This window comes from Pseudoxanthomonas fibrivorans (assembly GCF_041464125.1).
Lineage (GTDB): Bacteria > Pseudomonadota > Gammaproteobacteria > Xanthomonadales > Xanthomonadaceae > Pseudoxanthomonas.
The window spans coordinates 353,447-366,806 of the sequence record NZ_JBGNUG010000002.1 but is presented as its reverse complement, the minus strand read 5'-3'; the positions used below and the strand labels follow the sequence as shown (position 1 = coordinate 366,806).

Annotated in this window: 14 protein-coding genes; 6 read left to right on the top strand and 8 right to left on the bottom strand. The window is 72.8% G+C overall.

Annotation, left to right across the window (positions count from 1 at the left end):
- Positions 1-23: 23 nt before the first annotated feature.
- Complete coding sequence (locus tag ACA089_RS15135; protein WP_372018403.1) at positions 24-203, top strand: hypothetical protein; 180 nt, start codon at positions 24-26, stop codon at positions 201-203.
- Positions 204-734: 531 nt separating this feature from the next.
- Here the strand turns inward: ACA089_RS15135 and ACA089_RS15130 are convergent.
- Entirely contained in the window at positions 735-1,982 is a 1,248-nt protein-coding gene (locus ACA089_RS15130; RefSeq protein WP_372018401.1) for an acetylornithine transaminase, read from the bottom strand.
- Between the two features lie 152 nt (positions 1,983-2,134).
- Here ACA089_RS15130 and ACA089_RS15125 point away from each other — a divergent pair, with 152 nt between their 5' ends.
- A complete protein-coding gene (locus ACA089_RS15125; protein WP_372018399.1) occupies positions 2,135-3,262 on the top strand; it encodes a trans-sulfuration enzyme family protein in 1,128 nt (375 codons plus the stop codon).
- Between the two features lie 39 nt (positions 3,263-3,301).
- Here ACA089_RS15125 and ACA089_RS15120 read toward each other — a convergent pair whose 3' ends face one another.
- From ACA089_RS15120 to ACA089_RS15110, 3 genes are read right to left on the bottom strand one after another with little or no spacing between them, the layout of a single operon-like run.
- Entirely contained in the window at positions 3,302-3,739 is a 438-nt protein-coding gene (locus tag ACA089_RS15120; protein ID WP_372018396.1) for a VOC family protein, read from the bottom strand.
- Positions 3,736-4,146 (bottom strand): DoxX family protein, encoded by a 411-nt coding sequence (locus tag ACA089_RS15115; RefSeq protein WP_372018393.1) that lies wholly within the window; start codon positions 4,144-4,146, stop codon positions 3,736-3,738. Before ACA089_RS15115 ends, ACA089_RS15120 begins: the two co-directional genes overlap by 4 nt.
- Before the next feature lie 59 nt (positions 4,147-4,205).
- Positions 4,206-5,027: an SDR family oxidoreductase gene (locus tag ACA089_RS15110; RefSeq protein WP_372018390.1), complete on the bottom strand. Its 822-nt coding sequence runs from the start codon at positions 5,025-5,027 to the stop codon at positions 4,206-4,208.
- 127 nt (positions 5,028-5,154) lie between these two features.
- Between ACA089_RS15110 and ACA089_RS15105 the strand changes: the two genes are divergently transcribed.
- Positions 5,155-7,254 (top strand): bifunctional DedA family/phosphatase PAP2 family protein, encoded by a 2,100-nt coding sequence (locus tag ACA089_RS15105; protein WP_372018387.1) that lies wholly within the window; start codon positions 5,155-5,157, stop codon positions 7,252-7,254.
- On the opposite strand, the gene ACA089_RS15100 is transcribed toward ACA089_RS15105, so the two are convergent.
- The 3 genes from ACA089_RS15100 to ACA089_RS15090 all read right to left on the bottom strand — a co-directional run bounded on the left by ACA089_RS15100 (position 7,163) and on the right by ACA089_RS15090 (position 9,902).
- On the bottom strand, positions 7,163-7,777 hold the full coding sequence (locus tag ACA089_RS15100) for an LON peptidase substrate-binding domain-containing protein (protein ID WP_372018384.1): 615 nt from the start codon (positions 7,775-7,777) through the stop codon (positions 7,163-7,165). The two genes, ACA089_RS15105 and ACA089_RS15100, sit on opposite strands and share 92 nt — an antisense overlap.
- A 45-nt stretch (positions 7,778-7,822) precedes the next feature.
- On the bottom strand, positions 7,823-9,226 hold the full coding sequence (gene mpl / locus ACA089_RS15095) for a UDP-N-acetylmuramate:L-alanyl-gamma-D-glutamyl-meso-diaminopimelate ligase (protein ID WP_372018383.1): 1,404 nt from the start codon (positions 9,224-9,226) through the stop codon (positions 7,823-7,825).
- 109 nt (positions 9,227-9,335) lie between these two features.
- Entirely contained in the window at positions 9,336-9,902 is a 567-nt protein-coding gene (locus tag ACA089_RS15090; RefSeq protein ID WP_372018381.1) for an adenylate kinase, read from the bottom strand.
- A 151-nt stretch (positions 9,903-10,053) separates the two neighbouring features.
- Between ACA089_RS15090 and ACA089_RS15085 the strand changes: the two genes are divergently transcribed.
- The 3 genes from ACA089_RS15085 (at position 10,054) to ACA089_RS15075 (ending at position 12,637) form a co-directional block, all read left to right on the top strand.
- Positions 10,054-11,322 carry a 6-phosphofructokinase gene (locus ACA089_RS15085; protein WP_372018379.1) on the top strand — a complete coding sequence of 423 codons (1,269 nt, stop codon included), beginning with the start codon at positions 10,054-10,056 and terminating at the stop codon, positions 11,320-11,322.
- Between the two features lie 4 nt (positions 11,323-11,326).
- The gene (locus ACA089_RS15080; protein ID WP_372018377.1) at positions 11,327-12,115 is read left to right on the top strand and encodes a helix-turn-helix domain-containing protein; all 789 of its coding nucleotides are present in this window, start codon (positions 11,327-11,329) and stop codon (positions 12,113-12,115) included.
- Between the two features lie 81 nt (positions 12,116-12,196).
- Positions 12,197-12,637, top strand: coding sequence for a VOC family protein (locus ACA089_RS15075; RefSeq protein ID WP_372018374.1), 441 nt, complete (start codon positions 12,197-12,199; stop codon positions 12,635-12,637).
- Positions 12,638-12,643: 6 nt separating this feature from the next.
- Here the strand turns inward: ACA089_RS15075 and ACA089_RS15070 are convergent, their stop codons facing one another.
- On the bottom strand, positions 12,644-13,222 hold the full coding sequence (locus ACA089_RS15070) for a hypothetical protein (protein WP_372018371.1): 579 nt from the start codon (positions 13,220-13,222) through the stop codon (positions 12,644-12,646).
- Between the last annotated feature and the right edge of the window lie 138 nt (positions 13,223-13,360).

The window sequence follows — 13,360 nt, the reverse complement described above, 5'->3', positions numbered from 1 at the left end:
CAGCGTAGGCATCGCAGCTGCTGGTGTTCACCTGGATCGTCTGGCCGACGCTGGTGAAGTTGAGCGGCCAGTCGCATGCGGCCACGGCGCTGGCGGCCGGGACAAGCCAAGCCAGCAGGAGTGGCAAAGCGTTGCGCGTGATCCTCGACAGGAACGAGTGGGGCATCTTTCCGGGCATGCGGGTGTCCTGGTGCGTGCGTTGATCGTCCGCCTCGGTGCGGATGGCATCCGGGCTGGCTATGCGGTTTGCGTCGACGAGGGGGTGCGCCGCATGTCTTCGTTCCACGGCGATGCTTTCCCGTTCGCCGGAACATGGGCGGGTGTCCGCACCGGGTCCAGCCGACAAGTCGTCTGCCCCCAACCTCACCGCAGTTGCGCACAGAGGCACGATCGCCCCGACGTCCAGCGCGTGGACGGGCCTGGCCAATGACATCTATTTCCCCCTGACTCATCGATACGCGGGCCACGCACGTCGATGGACGTGCGTCCCCTGCATTCCGGTGCCGCAAATCCAGTTACAGGACTACCGCAAAAAGCGGGCGAACCCCATCACCCATGGAAAACCGGGACTGCGTCACAGTCCGCGCGGGCGCAAGTCTACAGGTTCGAAGGCCTCGTGAGTCCGGCCTTCGAGCGGATGCCCGTCCCGTCGTGTATGCCGACCCCGTCCGAGTCGGCCGTGCGCCATCACGAACCTGGGCGCGAATGCACCCGGATTGGCGGGTGCACGCAGTTCAACCGCAACCAATGAACCCCGCGACCGCCGCGCGCAGCCGCTTCAGGCCTTCGGCGACGTCCGCGTCGGTGAGGTTCAGCGCCGGCACCAGGCGCAGCACGTCCGGGCCCGCCTGGAGCAGCAGCAGGCCGTGGGCGGCGGCGTGGTCCAGGACCTCGCCGGCACGACCGGCATGGGCCGGCTTGAGCACCGCGCCGAGCATCAGCCCGCGGCCGCGGACCTGCTCGAACAGGTCGAATTCGGCGCCGATCGCCAGCAGCCCTTCGCGCAACGCGTGCGACTGCCGCGAGACGTTGGCCCCGACCTGCGGCGAGGCGATCTTGCGCAGCGCCACGCGCGCCACCGCCGCGGCGAGCGGGTTGCCGCCGAAGGTGGTGCCGTGCGCGCCGAACTGCATGGCCTGGGCGACCTTCGGCCCGGCCAGCATCGCGCCGATCGGGAAGCCGCCGCCGAGCGCCTTGGCCAGGGTCACGATGTCCGGCACCACCCCGTCCTGCCAGTGCGCGAACAGCGTGCCGGTGCGGCCCATGCCGGCCTGGATCTCGTCCAGCACCAGCAGTGCGCCGTGGTGGTCGCACAGCGCGCGGACCTGCTGCAGGTAGCCGGACGCCGCCGGCATCACCCCGCCCTCGCCCTGCACCGGCTCCAGCATCACCGCGGCCACGTCCCCCGCCGCCATCGCCGTTTCCAGCTGGGTGATGTCGTTGAAGTCGACGTAACGGAAGCCGCCGGGCAGCGGCTCGTAGCCTTCCTGGTACTTCGGCTGCGCGGTGGCGGTCACCGCGGCCAGGGTGCGGCCGTGGAAGCTGCCGCGGAAGGTGACGATCACCCGTTGCTGCGGCGCGCGCCCCTGCGTGCTGGCCCACTTGCGCACCAGCTTGATCGCCGCCTCGTTGGCTTCGGCGCCGGAATTGCACAGGAACACGCGCTCGGCGAAGCGCGAGGCGGCGACCAGCTCCTCGGCCAGTCGCAGCGGCGGTTCGCTGTAGAACACGTTGCTGGTGTGCCACAGCTTGCCGGCCTGCTCGACCAGCGCGGCGCGCAGGTCCGGGTCGTTGTGGCCCAGGCCGCACACGGCGATACCGGCCGCCAGGTCCACGTACTCGCGGCCTTCGCTGTCCCACAGGCGCGCGCCCTGCCCTCGCTCCAGCACCAGCTCGCGCGGGCGGTAGACGGGCAGGTAGTACTGGCGGCCGAGGTCGAGCAGCGCGGCGGTGTCGCCGGCGGGCGGCAGGGGGGCGTTCATGGCGTGCGGCAGTCTCCGTGACGGGGGCCGGCGGCCGCCGGCCGGCGCATTATCGGGCCACCGGCCCGGACCCGCCATGGAGGGCGGCGCATAATGCCGCGGCGCGGACGCCGGTCCGTCCGAACCCGACTCCGACCCCGTCCGACTCCGCCATGCCCCGCATCGAGACCCTCGCCGCCCGCGCCGGCAGCGCGCCCGACCCCCGCAGCGGCGCGCTTTCGCCGCCGCTGCAGCTGGCCACCACCTTCGAGCACACGCCCGACGCGCAGCTGCCGCACGGCTACCTGTACCAGCGCTACGACAACCCGACCCAGCACGACACCGAAGCCGCGCTGGCCGCGCTCGACGGCGCGGCGCGCACGCTGCTGTTCCCGACCGGGATGGCCGCCGGCGCCACCGCGCTGCAGTCGCTGCCGCGCGGCAGCCACGTGCTGCTGTGCGACGACAGCTATTTCTCGTTCCGGGTGCTGGCCCGGCAGCAGTTCCCGCGCTGGGGACTGGAGCACGACGTGGTCGACTTCACCGACCTCGACGCGGTGCGCGCGGCATTGCGCCCGCAGACGGCGCTGCTGTGGGCCGAAACCCCCTCCAATCCCCTGCTCAAGGTCAGCGACATCGCCGCGCTGGCGGAGATCGCCCACGCCGGCGGCGCGCGCCTGCTGGTCGACGGCACCTTCGCCCCGCCGGTGCTGCAGCAGCCGCTGGCGCTGGGCGCCGACGTCGTCCTGCATTCGGCGACCAAGTATCTCGGGGGCCATGGCGACGTCATGGGGGGCGTGCTCTCGTTCCGCGAGGACGACGCCCACGCCGCGGCCTGCCACGGCCTGCGCCTGCTCGGCGGCGCCACCGCCTCGCCGTTCGCGGCCTGGATGATCCTGCGCGGCGTGCGCACCCTGGCGGCGCGGATGGCCTGGCACTGCCGCAACGCGCGCGTGGTGGCGGAATTCCTCGAGGGCCACGCGCGGGTGGCGAAGGTCCACTTCCCCGGGCTGGCCTCGCATCCTCAGCATGCGGTGGCGGCACGGCAGATGCGCGACTACGGCGGCATGCTGTCGCTCGAGGTGGCGGGCGGGCGCGACGCGGCGCTGGCGGTGGCCGGCCGGCTACGGCTGTTCACCAACGCCACCTCGCTCGGCTCGACCGAATCGCTGGTCGAGCACCGCGCCTCGGTCGAAGGCCCGGCCTCGACCACGCCACCGGGCCTGCTGCGCCTGTCGGTGGGGCTGGAACACGCCGACGACCTGGTCGCCGACCTGGCCCGGGCGCTCGGCGCGGGTTGACGCCGGGCGATGCCCGGCGGCGCGCCGGGCATCGAGGACTCACCAGCTGCCGGTGTTGGGCATCGACCGCCACGGCTCGGCCGGGGCCAGCGCACCGCCCTTCTGCAGCAGCTCGATCGAGATCAGGTCGGGCGTGCGCACGAACGCCATGCGTCCGTCGCGCGGCGGGCGGTTGATGGTGATCCCCAGCGACTGCAGGTGGGCGCAGGTGGCGTAGATGTCGTCGACCTCGAACGCCAGGTGGCCGAAGTTGCGCGCGCTGCCGTAGTCCTCGGCCGGCGAACCGTCGGCCGCCGGCCAGTTGTAGGTGAGTTCCACCTCGGCCTCGGGGTTGGCCGGCGCGCCGAAATAGACCAGGGTGAAGCGACCGGCCTCGTGGTCCATGCGCCGGGTCTGGACCAGGCCCAGGCCTTGGGTGAAGAAGCGGCTCGTGGCTTCCAGGTCGTGGACGCGGATCATCGCGTGCAGGTATTTCATGGTACGGCTCCATCGTGCGGAAGGATTCGGCGGCGGTGCGCCCATGCATTGGCCAGCAGGCCGGCGATGAGCAACACGCTGTATTCGGCCCCGTTGCGGCCCAGGCCCACGACGAACCACCCGGCGGGGGCATGCACCAGCCATATGCCACAGGCGTAGATCCCGCTGAACACGAGCGCCAGCGGCGTGACCCAGCGGCCCCATGCCAGGAGGGGCGCGGCGAGCAGTTCGAACAGGGTGACCGCCCAGGCCAGCGCCACCCCGAGCGGGAACCCGCGCGCCTCGAGGAACCCGCCGAACGGGACCACGCCGTCGGCGAGGACGCGCGCCACCCCGTGCACGAAGATCAGCGCTGCGAGCACGCAACGGATGAAGGCCAGGCCCTGCCGGGCGGATGTCGTGGTCATGGTCGCCGGTCTCCTCGGTGGGCGTGCACGCCGGACGCAGGCCCGATGGCGGGTGCCGATCAGGCGTCCAGGAACAGGTCCGGCAGCAGCGGCTGGGCGGGATCGACCGCGTAGCCGGACAGGTCGGTGACGCCGGCTTCGGCGAGCACCTCGTCGTCGACCAGGAAGCGGCCGTTGAAGCCGCGCGCCTCGCGCACCAGCACCGCGTGCGCGGCGTCGGCCATGATCTCGGGCCGGCGGCCGTTGGCGGCGCTCACCCCGGGGATCATGTTCAGCGCGTCGGTGCCGATCAGGGTGCGCGGCCACAGCGCGTTCACCGCCACGCCCTGCGGCCCGAACTCGGCGGCCAGGCCCAGGGTGACGAAGCTCATGCCCATCTTGGCCAGGGTGTAGCCGGTATGCGCGCCCCACCACTTCGGGTCCAGCGACGGCGGCGGCGCCAGGGTCAGGATGTGCGGATTGGGCGCCTGCAGCAGGTACGGCAGGCAGGCCTGCGCGCACAGGAAGCTGCCGCGCGCGTTGACCTGCTGCATCAGGTCGAAGCGCTTCATCGGCGTGTCGAGCGTGCCGCGCAGCCAGATCGCACTGGCGTTGTTCACGAGGATGTCGATGCCGCCGAAAGCGTCGACGGTGGCCGCCACGGCCGCGTGCACCTGGTCCTCCTCGCGGATGTCGCACTTCAGGGCCAGGCCCTGGCCGCCGGCGGCGGCCACCGCCTCGGCGGCGCTGTGGATCGTCCCGGGCAGCCGCGGGTTGGGCACCGAGGACTTGGCGGCGATGGCGACGTTGGCGCCGTCGCGCGCCGCGCGCAGGGCGATGGCCAGGCCGATGCCGCGCGAGGCGCCGGTGATGAAGAGGGTCTTGCCGGCCAGGGTGGTCATGGCGTGGGGCTCGGGCGGTCGGACGGACCGCCATTGTCGCCCGCCCGGGCCGGCGGCGGCACCCGGCGGCGCGCCGGCCATCCGCGCTTAAGCCTGGCGCCGGGGGGCGCCTTCTATAATCCGCGCCATGGATTCCTCCTGGATGGACGCTGTGCTGGCGTGGATCGGGAACCACCCCGTCCTCGCCGGCGCGGTGATCTTCGCCATCGCCTTCTGTGACGCGCTGATCGTGGTCGGCGCCGTCGTGCCCGCGCTGCCGCTGCTGTTCGCGGTCGGCGTGCTGATCGGCATGGGCGAGATTTCGGGCCCGTACGCGGTGGCCTGCGCGACGCTCGGCGCGTTCCTCGGCGACGGCCTGAGCTACTGGGTCGGCCGGCGCTGGGGCGGCCGCCTGCACGGGGTCTGGCCGTTCCGCCGCTATCCGCAGCTGCTGGGGCGCGGCGAGATCCTGTTCCGCCGCAACGCCTTCAGCAGCATCCTGGCGGCGCGCTACGTCGGCGCGGTGCGCCCGTTCGTGCCGGCGATCGCCGGCATGGCGCAGATGCCGTTGCGCCGCTACGCGCTGGCCAGCGGCGTCGCCTCGCTGTCGTGGGGACTGCTGTTCCTCGCCCCGGGCTGGGTGCTGGGCCGCGCCTACGACGCGGTCGCCGCGGTGGCCGGCCACCTGGTGATCGTGCTCGGCCTGCTGCTGGTGGTGCTCGCCGTCGCCTGGGCCTGGGTCCTCTACACCTACCGCTGGTTCGCCGACCACGCCGACTCGCTGCTGGCGCGGGCGCTGGACTGGTCGCACCGGCACCCGGTGCTGGGGCGGCATTCGATCGCCGTGTTCGACCCCTCGCACCGCGAGTCGGTGTCGCTGGCGCTGCTGGCGGTGCTGCTGCTGGCGATCGGCTGGGCGTGGTTCGCGCTGCTGCTGGCGGTCATCGGCCACGGCGAACCGCTGGGCGTCGACCTGGCCGTGCACCAGATGATGCTGGCGCTGCGCAATCCGCTGGCCGACTACGCGATGGCCGCGCTGGCCTCGCTCGGCGACTGGCCGGTGCTGGCGCCGGCCTGCGTGCTGGTGCTGCTTTACTTCATCTGGCGCCAGCGCTGGATGGCCGCCGCGCACTGGCTGGCGGCGCTGGCCTTCGGCCTGGCCCTGACCTGGCTGCTGGGCACGACGGTGGACGTGGTGCGGCCGCCGGGCGCGAGCAGCGGCTTCGGCTTTCCCTCGATCGCGGTGACCATGTCCACGATCGCGTTCGGCTTCTTCGCGGTGCTGATCGCGCGCGAGATGCCGGGCCGCGACCGGGTCTGGCCCTACCTGGTGTCCGGCGTCACCGTGGCGGTCATCGGGTTCGCCCGGCTGTACCTGGGCGCGCACTGGCTCAGCGACGTGGTCGGCGGGATGCTGCTGGGCATCGTCTGGCTGCTGGTGCTGGGGATCGCGTATCGCCGGCGCTTCAACCGCTCGTTCTGGGTCAAGCCGGTGGCGTGGGTCTTCTATGGCGCTTTCGCCGTCGCCGCGGTGTGGTACGCGCCGCGCAACGTCGAGGTCAAGCTGGCCAAGTTCGAACCGCCGCCGGCGCTGCCGGTGCTGGCCGACCTGGAGGACTGGTGGAGCCACGAATGGATGCTGCAGCCGGCCCGCCGCAACGAGTTCGACGACGAGCTGCGCTGGCCGCTGGACGTCCAGGTCGCCGGCCCGCTGGCCCCGGTGCAGGCGCGGCTCGAGGCGTCCGGGTGGCGGCTGCAGCCGCAGGCCCGCTGGGTCCAGGCGGTCAGCCTGTTCGACACCGACGGCGACCCGGACCAGGTGCCGGTGCTGCCGGCCACCCTGGACGCGCGCACCGAGGCGCTGCTGATGGTCCGCGACGTGCCGGGCCAGCAGGTGCGGCACGTGTTGCGGCTGTGGCCCACACCGGTGCAGCTGCAGCCCGGCGACGTGCCGCTGTGGGTCGGCACCGCACAGACGCTGCATTTCCACCACGAACTGGGCCTGGTCGTGACCTGGCGCCCGCAACGCGGCGCGGACCCCGCGCTGGAGCAGGTGATCGCGCCGCTGCGCGACCTCCCGCACGCGGTCGCCCCGCACCCGGGTTCGCAGCTGCCGGTGCTGCGCGTGCTGACCGACGACGCCGGCGGCCCGCCGGCTACGCGTCCTCGTCCATCCACTCCAGCACCCGGTCCAGGCGCCGGTGCGGATCGTCCTCCTGCAGCAGCGCCAGGCGCTGCTCGTCGCTGACCGGCAGCAGTTCGGCCAGCCGCCATCCGACCCAGGCGGCGTCCTCGAGCTGGCGCAGGTTGGCGCTGGCATGCCCCAGGCTGGGATGGGCGCCGCCGACCTTGTCCAGCAGCTCGGCCAGCAGCGTGGCCAGCGCGGCGTGCTGCGGACGCAGCGGCGCGGCAGCGGGCTCCTCGGACCACTGCACCTCGCCGACCAGCAGGCCACTGTCGCGCACCCGCGTGCGGACCACGCGGAAGCGGCGCGCGCCCCGCACCTGCAGCGTCAGCAGCCCGTTGCGGTCGTTGCCGAAATCCTCGATCCGCGCCTCGACGCCGAACGCGGCCGGCGTGGCCGGCGCGCCGACTTCCTCGCCGTCCAGGATCAGGCAGACGCCGAAGCCCTTGCCGTTGCGCCCGCACTCGGACACCAGGTCCAGGTAGCGCCGCTCGAACACCCGCAGTCCCAGCGGCGCACCGGGCAGCAGCACCGCGTGCAGCGGGAACAGCGGCAGCGCTTCGGTCGCGGTCACGGGCGAGGGCATGGACGCAGGGTAGCGCGCGGCGCGGCGACCGGCGTCACGGGCGCGTCATTGCCCGCCGGCGAGCAGGGCGACGAACCGCCGCGGCGCGCCGTCGAAGCCGCCGTTGGACATGAACACGACGTGGTCCCCCGGGCGTGCCGTGGCCTGCAGCGCCTGCAGCAGCGCATCGGTGTCGGCCGCGGTGCGCGCGTCGCCACGCACGGCGGCGACCACCTTGCCGGCGTCCCACGCCAGTTCGGGCCGGTGCAGGAACACCACCGCGTCGGCGAGGTCGAGCGAGGGCGCCAGTGCGTCGGCGTGCGCGCCCAGGCGCATCGAATTGCTGCGCGGCTCCATCGCCACCACGATCCGCGCGTCGCCGACCTTCGCGCGCAGGCCCTCCAGGGTGGTGCGGATGGCGGTGGGATGGTGGGCGAAGTCGTCGTAGACGGTGACGCCGCCCTGCGTGCCCAGCACTTCCAGGCGACGCTTGACGCTGGCGAAGCCGGCCAGCGCCGGGATCACCCGCGCCGGTTCGACCCCGACCGCATGCGCGGCGGCCAGCGCGGCCAGCGCGTTCATGACGTTGTGGCGGCCGACCAGCGGCCAGCGCAGGGTGCCGGCCTCCACCCCGCGGTGCCGCACCACGAACGCGCTGCCGTCGGACGCAAGCAGGCGCGCGCTCCAGTCGAAGCCGGCGCCGCCATCGGCGCGCGGGATCGCCACGGCGGCATCGTCCAGCCCGAACGTCTCCACCGGCGTCCAGCAACCCATCGCCAGCACCTGCGCCAGGTGCGCGTCCTCGCCGTTGACCAGCAGCCGGCCGGCGCGCGGCACGGTCCGCACCAGGTGGTGGAACTGGCGCTGGATCGCGGCCAGGTCGGGGAAGATGTCGGCGTGGTCGTACTCGAGGTTGTTGAGGATCGCCACCGTCGGCCGGTAGTGGACGAACTTGCTGCGCTTGTCGAAGAACGCGGTGTCGTACTCGTCGGCCTCGACCACGAACTCGCGCCCGCCGCCCAGCCGCGCCGAGGTACCGAAATCCTCGGCCACGCCGCCGATCAGGAAGCCCGGGTCGCGCCCGGCCGCCTGCAGCAGGAAGGCCAGGATGGTGGTGGTGGTGGTCTTGCCGTGGGTGCCGGCCACCGCCAGCGTGGTGCGGCCGGGCAGCACGCGCTCGGCCAGCCACTGCGCGCCGGAGGTGTAGCGGCGGCCGTCGTCCAGCACCTGCTCGACCGCCGGGTTGCCGCGCGAGAGCGCGTTGCCGACGACGACCTCGTCCGCGTCGGCGGCGACGTGCTCCGGCAGGTAGCCCTGCTTCAGGGCGATCCCGAGCTGTTCCAGCTGGGTGGACATGGGCGGGTAGACCGCCTGGTCGCTGCCTTCGACGGTGACGCCCAGTTCGCGGGCCAGGGCGGCCACGCCGCCCATGAAGGTGCCGGCAATGCCGAGGATGTGGATCTTGCTCATGCGCCGATTGTCGCCCAAGCCCGGCGCGATGTGCGTGCCGCGGCGGCGCCCGGGCAAAAGAAAACGCGCGCCGCCCGGAGGCGGCGCGCGTCGGGTGTCGCGCGGCGGCTCAGGCCTTCTTCAGCGCGGCGAGCACGCGCGCGGTGATCTCGTCCATGCTGCCGACGCCATCGATCCGGGTCAGGGTGCCGCGGCCCTCGTAGAAGCCGATCACCGGCGCGGTGGAATCGTTGTAGACCTGCAGGCGCTTGCGCACCGATTCGGGGTTGTCGTCGGCACGGCCTTCGGCCTGGGCGCGGCCGGCGATGCGCTCGACCAGCAGGTCGGTGCCCACGTCCAGCTGCACCACCGCGTCCAGCGGCTGCCCGATCTTGGCCAGCAGCCCGTCCAGCGCGCCGGCCTGGGCCAGGTTGCGCGGGTAGCCGTCGAGGATGAAGCCGGCGTCCACGTCCTCGCGGCCCAGCCGCGATTCGAGCATGCCCAGCAGGATCTCGTCGGAGACCAGGTCGCCGCGGGCCATCACTTCCCTGGCCTGCAGGCCCAGCGGGGTGCCGGCGGCCACTTCGGCGCGCAGCAGGTCACCGGTGGAGATGTGCGGGACGCCGAGCGTTTCCTTCAGGCGCGCCGCCTGCGTTCCCTTGCCCGAGCCGGGCGGGCCCAGTAGTACCAGTCGCATCGATTGCTCCCAGGAAGAAATGTCCCGTGGCGGCCGGGGGCGCTAGACTTCCGTCGCTGCGCACCACCGCATTGCACCGCACCATCGCGGTGCAGCTTACCCCATCCGGTGGCACTGTCCCAGAATTGTCCCCTCCGGAGGAACCGCGTCCATGGCCCGAGCCACCCCGCAAGGCACCCTGCTCTACGCCCAGTCCGGCGGCGTCACCGCCGTCATCAACGCCACCGCCAGCGGCGTGATCGGCGAGGCGCGGGCCCGCGGCATCAAGGTGCTGGCGGCCCGCAACGGCATCCTGGGCGCACTGCGCGAGGACCTGGTGGACACCTCCAGGGAGTCGGCCGCGGCGATCGCCGCGCTGGCCCACACCCCGGGCGGCGCGTTCGGTTCGTGCCGCTACAAGCTCAAGTCGGTCGATGCGGACCGCGCCAGGTACGAGCGCCTGCTCGAGGTGCTGAAGGCCCACGACGTGCGCTGGTTCCTCTACAACGGCGGCAACGACTCGGCCGACACCGCGTGGAAGGTCTCGCAGCTGGCGGCCGAATTCGGCTATCCGCTGACCTGTATCGGTGTTCCCAAGACCATCGACAACGACCTGGCGGTGACCGACACCTGCCCGGGCTTCGGCTCGGCGGCCAAGTACACCGCCGTGTCGGTGCGCGAGGCCGCGCTGGACGTGGCCGCGATGGCCGAGACTTCGACCAAGGTCTTCGTCTACGAGGCGATGGGCCGCCATGCCGGCTGGCTGGCCGCCGCCGCCGGCCTGGCCGGGCAGTCGCCGGACGACGCGCCTCAGGTCATCCTGTTCCCCGAGCGCGCCTACGACGAGGCCGCGTTCCTGGCCCGGGTCGACCAGGTGGTGAAGAAGGTCGGCTGGTGCGTGGTGGTGGCCAGCGAGGGCATCCGCGACGCGGACGGCAAGTTCGTCGCCGACGCCGGCGGCGGCAAGGACGCGTTCGGCCACACCCAGCTCGGCGGCGTGGCTTCGTACCTGGCGGGCAAGGTCAAGGACCGCCTCGGCTACAAGGTCCACTGGACCCTGCCCGACTACCTGCAGCGCTCGGCCCGGCATGTCGCCTCGAAGACCGACTGGGAACAGGCGCAGGCGGTCGGCAGGGCCGCGGTGCAGTACGCGCTCAAGGGCATGAACGCGGTGATGCCGGTGATCGTGCGCACCTCGTCCGTGCCCTACCGCTGGAAGATCGAACCGGCGCCGCTGTACAAGGTCGCCAACCACGAGAAGACCATGCCGGCCGGTTTCCTGCGCAGGGACGGCTACGGCATCACCGCGAAGGCACGCGAATACCTGGAGCCGCTCATCCGCGGCGAGGCGCCGCTGCCGTATGGCCGCGACGGCCTGCCGAAGTACGTGACGCTGAAGAACGTGGCGGTGAAGAAGAAGCTGCCGGCCTGGGAAGGCTGATGCGGTGAACGCACGCGCGCCGCTGCCGGCCGCGCTGCGGCCGTACGTCGGCAACGTGTGGGTGGGCCAGTCCCTCCGCGCGCGGCGCGAACACGTCATTCCCTCCGGCGAAATGCACCTGGCGGTCCGCGTCGACGGGCCGCCGCTGCAGCTGTATGCCGGCCGCGACGACGAGGCCGGCCAGGCGATCGCCACCGCGGTGGTCTGCGGCGCGCGCAGCCGGTACTACGCCAAGCGCACCGAGCCGGGCTGCACGGTCGGCGCGCAGCTGCTGCCGGGCGCCACCCGCGCCCTGCTGGGCGTCTCGGCCGCCGCCGTGGCCGAACGGCACGCGCCACTGCGCGAGTTCTGGGGCGGCGCCGTCGATGCACTGCACGATGCGCTGGCCCGCGCGCGAACCCCCGAGGCGCGGCTGGATGTGTTCGAGCGCGCCCTGCTGGCGCAGTTGCGCCCGGCCCCGCCGCTGCCCGGCGGCGTGGGGCGGGCGATCATCGCGCTGGACCGCGGCGCCGACCTGCAGGACGTGCTGGCACAGGCCGGCTGCAGCCACCGCCATTTCATCGCCCGGTTCCGCGACGCGACCGGCCTGGCGCCCAAGCGTTACGCGCGGCTGCGCCGGTTCCAGCGCGTGCTGGCGCAGGTGGACGGGCAGACCGACTGGAGCGGGCTGGCGGCCGAGCACGGCTACTGCGACCAGGCCCACCTGGCGCGCGACTTCCGCCAGTTCGCCGGGCTGCCGGCGCGCGCCTACACCGGCGGGCGCCTGCACACGCGCCACGTCCGGGTGGACTGAGCGGTCAGTTTTTTCCAAGCACCGGCGCCGTCCCCGCCCCATCCTGCCGGCACCGCCAGACGTCCGCGAAGGAGGCACCGCATGGCTACCCACGAACTGTTCGCCTACATCTGCGTGGCCGACGCCGCGCGCGCGATCGACTTCTACCGGCAGGCGTTCGGGGCCACCGAGAAGTTCCGGCTGGTCGAACCCGGCGGGCGCATCGGCCATGCCGAGGTCGACTTCGCCGGCACCATCCTGATGGTGTGCGAGGAATTCCCCGAGTTCGGCATCCGCAAGCCCGATCCGGCGCAGGGCCACAGCACCACCCTGCACCTGCACGTGGACGATGCCGATGCGACGATCGAACGCGCCGTGGCCGCCGGGGCCTCGCTCGACCGGCCGGCCAGCGACGCGTTCTACGGCGAGCGTTCCGGCGTGGTGGTCGACCCGTTCGGACACCGCTGGAACATCGGCCACAGCATCGAGGATGTCACCCCGGAGGAGATGCAGCGGCGGTACACCGCGCTGCTGGGCGGTTGACCGCCCTCAGCCGCAGCGGCCGGCGACGTCCAGCTGCGCGGTGTATTCGGGCAGCGCGCGCACCTGCCCGGCCGCGGCCTGCTTCTGTGCATCCTGCAGGTAGATCCGCACCTGGCCCTGTCCGTCGCGGGCCAGGTCCTGCGCCACCGGCTTGCGCCAGACCTTGACCACCGCCTCGCGCCCGGCGCAACCGGCCTGGGGGATGCGGGTCTCGGTGTTGAGGATCCAGCCGCTGGCCGGCGACGGGGCCGCCTGCGCGGCCTCCACGAAGCGTGCGCGCGGCTGGCAGGCGGGCGCGGTCTGCACCGCCTGCATCCGGTAGGGCTGCGCGTCCTGGCCGGTGAACAGTCCCTCCAGGCGGGTGCAGGCCTCGGGAATGGTCCGCACCGAATGCAGCGCGCCCACCGCCTGCGGCGCGCCGGCCTGCGTGTGTTCGGCCCTCGGCGCCTGTGCACGCAGTGGCGAGGCCACCGCCAGGACCGCCACGAGCACGGCCAGCAGGAAGGCCTGGCGGAAGCTCTCGGCATGGGCACGCTCGGCCCGGGCGAGACTGGAACGCGGGACGGGAGGACGGATCTGGGTCACGGCGGCGGATGCAGGTCGGGAATGTCGATCCTGTCACCGGCCGCATGAACGCCGTGTGGCCTTCGGACGCCGCCTGCGGTCATACTCGGGACGCTCCAGGGATGTTGAACAGTGCGACGCGCCTCGTTTACGGGACCG

What these genes read in the sequence shown, in the direction of transcription:
- ACA089_RS15115 (WP_372018393.1), bottom strand. Translation starts at nt 4,146, where the DNA reads ATGACCACGACATCCGCCCGGCAGGGCCTGGCCTTCATCCGTTGCGTG.
- ACA089_RS15100 (WP_372018384.1), bottom strand. Translation starts at nt 7,777, where the DNA reads ATGCCCTCGCCCGTGACCGCGACCGAAGCGCTGCCGCTGTTCCCGCTG.
- ACA089_RS15110 (WP_372018390.1), bottom strand. Translation starts at nt 5,027, where the DNA reads ATGACCACCCTGGCCGGCAAGACCCTCTTCATCACCGGCGCCTCGCGC.
- ACA089_RS15120 (WP_372018396.1), bottom strand. Translation starts at nt 3,739, where the DNA reads ATGAAATACCTGCACGCGATGATCCGCGTCCACGACCTGGAAGCCACG.
- ACA089_RS15125 (WP_372018399.1), top strand. Translation starts at nt 2,135, where the DNA reads ATGCCCCGCATCGAGACCCTCGCCGCCCGCGCCGGCAGCGCGCCCGAC.
- ACA089_RS15130 (WP_372018401.1), bottom strand. Translation starts at nt 1,982, where the DNA reads ATGAACGCCCCCCTGCCGCCCGCCGGCGACACCGCCGCGCTGCTCGAC.
- mpl (WP_372018383.1), bottom strand. Translation starts at nt 9,226, where the DNA reads ATGAGCAAGATCCACATCCTCGGCATTGCCGGCACCTTCATGGGCGGC.
- ACA089_RS15085 (WP_372018379.1), top strand. Translation starts at nt 10,054, where the DNA reads ATGGCCCGAGCCACCCCGCAAGGCACCCTGCTCTACGCCCAGTCCGGC.
- ACA089_RS15075 (WP_372018374.1), top strand. Translation starts at nt 12,197, where the DNA reads ATGGCTACCCACGAACTGTTCGCCTACATCTGCGTGGCCGACGCCGCG.
- ACA089_RS15090 (WP_372018381.1), bottom strand. Translation starts at nt 9,902, where the DNA reads ATGCGACTGGTACTACTGGGCCCGCCCGGCTCGGGCAAGGGAACGCAG.
- ACA089_RS15105 (WP_372018387.1), top strand. Translation starts at nt 5,155, where the DNA reads ATGGATTCCTCCTGGATGGACGCTGTGCTGGCGTGGATCGGGAACCAC.